This window comes from Oleiphilus sp. HI0061 (genome assembly GCF_001635675.1).
This window is the reverse complement of sequence record NZ_LWFE01000180.1, coordinates 1-1802: the sequence shown is the minus strand read 5'-3', so window position 1 is coordinate 1802 and position 1802 is coordinate 1. Positions and strand designations below refer to the sequence as shown.

Sequence of the window (1802 nt, the reverse complement as noted above, 5' to 3'; positions counted from 1 at the left end):
CAATTATTCGGCAGCTCAAACGTTCAAGGGAAGACTCATTGATGACATTACTTAAACCGCAGGGGGCAAAGACAACGCATGGCTCCTGAACAATCTGCTCAGGGCTGACTGCGTGACTTGCAAACTCTCTTAAGGCGGACTCAACCCTTTCTCTATTAATATCAGCCACAACAATCTCTGCACCAGATTCTGCGAGCAGCAAACCAAGTTCGTAACCAACATTGCCAATTCCCTGAATAGCAATACGTAGACCTTTTAAGCTTTCTGTTCCTAACTTGAAATTGACGCTTGCCTTTATTCCTTCAAATACACCAGCAGCGGTATAACTTGACGGGTTACCAGCATCACTCGTACTGGTAACATGCGATGTCACAGTCTGAATAATATCCATTTCTCTCGCACTGGTGCCGGAGTCAATCGCAGTAATATACCGACCGTTTAAGGATTCAACAAAGCGCCCGAACTCACTAAATAATGACCTTCGATCAAAGTGACGATCAGGAACCATGATGACCGACTTGCCACCGCCTTGAGGAAGCTCTGCCAAGGCAGCTTTGTAGCTCATGCCTTTAGCTAAGTTCAGCGCATCTTGAAGGGCGTGTGATTCACTTGGGTATTTAATAAAACGGCAGCCGCCCAGTGCAGGACCCAGTGCAGTATTGTGGATGGCAATGAATGCCCTGAGACCGCTACTAACATCGTACCTAACGTGCAGCTCATTGACCTGGTGTTGATCCAGTAATTCAAACATGATGCTATCCTCTCAGAATAACTTACGATTGTTTGAATATATACTGGCTTATGACCACGACTACTCAAACAAGTCGTAAGAGGTGGTAACCTCGCGTCGATAGAGGGAACGCGCAAATATAAATTTTGGTGTGATGCAAAAACTGTTTATTTTTTGCACACTACAGTTCGAGTATAAAGCGACTTAAAAGGCTCTGTGAAGGGAAAGTAACAAATATTTACGAGATCACATACAGGGGGAAATAGGCTTTTTCTTTTTTTAAAGTGGTAATAGGGCAGCTATATCGCTTGAATTTCAGCAATGCAGCTTGCGCACAAACAACATAAACCATTACCAAATTTTGATGCTTCAGCACGTTGATTAGAGTTCAAGTTAACGGAGGCGCACCAACAAGGCTCTTCCCGAATACTAACAGTATTAGGTGGTATCATAGCCCCCGTTGAAAGGTCTTTTTTAATGACATTCAAGCATAGGTTTGCTTTGCCACATCTGGGGCAAATATCTTCTTTAGGGGGATGCAGTTCAGTCATAGAAAGCTAAACACCTAGGCAAGCCCTCGTTAAAATCAATTAACGAGAAGTACTGCCCTTTCCTTTACTCTTACGTGTTGAGTTTTTACCACGGCGGTTACCAAATTCTCTGGATTTGGTAATACGGGCTTTTTTAGCTCTCTGCTTCTCATTCATTTTGTTAGTCGGACTAGCGAAAGGGTTATCACTCGACTTAAATTCAAAACGAATTGGTGTACCTTTAATCTTAAGTACTTTCCTGAAGCTCTTCTCTAGATAACGTTTGTAGCTATCTGGCAGGTCATCAGTCTTAGATCCATGCACTACGATGATAGGCGGATTTGATCCCCCCTGGTGAGCATGACGAAGCTTGACCCGTCGGCCACGAACAATTGGTGGTTGGTGATCAGATACTAAATCTGAAAGCAACTCTGTCAAACGTTTGGTCGGCCACTTATCGAAAGCAGATTTATAACCCTGGTCGATAGACTTATATAAATCCCCCACCCCGGTTCCATGTTTGTCTGAGATGAAATGAATTG

Annotated in this window: 2 protein-coding genes and 1 pseudogene; all 3 read right to left on the bottom strand. The window is 43.6% G+C overall.

Annotation, left to right across the window (positions count from 1 at the left end; translation table 11 throughout):
* Positions 1-751 (bottom strand): Glu/Leu/Phe/Val dehydrogenase dimerization domain-containing protein (locus A3735_RS02155; RefSeq protein ID WP_068637506.1); only part of this gene is annotated, 751 nt, incomplete at its 3' end.
* A gap of 278 nt (positions 752-1029) precedes the next feature.
* Entirely contained in the window at positions 1030-1281 is a 252-nt protein-coding gene (locus A3735_RS32455) for a cysteine-rich CWC family protein (protein ID WP_068510590.1), read from the bottom strand.
* Positions 1282-1320: 39 nt separating this feature from the next.
* Positions 1321-1802, bottom strand: a pseudogene (locus A3735_RS02145) (ribosome biogenesis GTPase Der); the annotation flags it as partial.

What these genes read in the sequence shown, in the direction of transcription:
- A3735_RS32455 (WP_068510590.1), bottom strand. Translation starts at nt 1,281, where the DNA reads ATGACTGAACTGCATCCCCCTAAAGAAGATATTTGCCCCAGATGTGGC.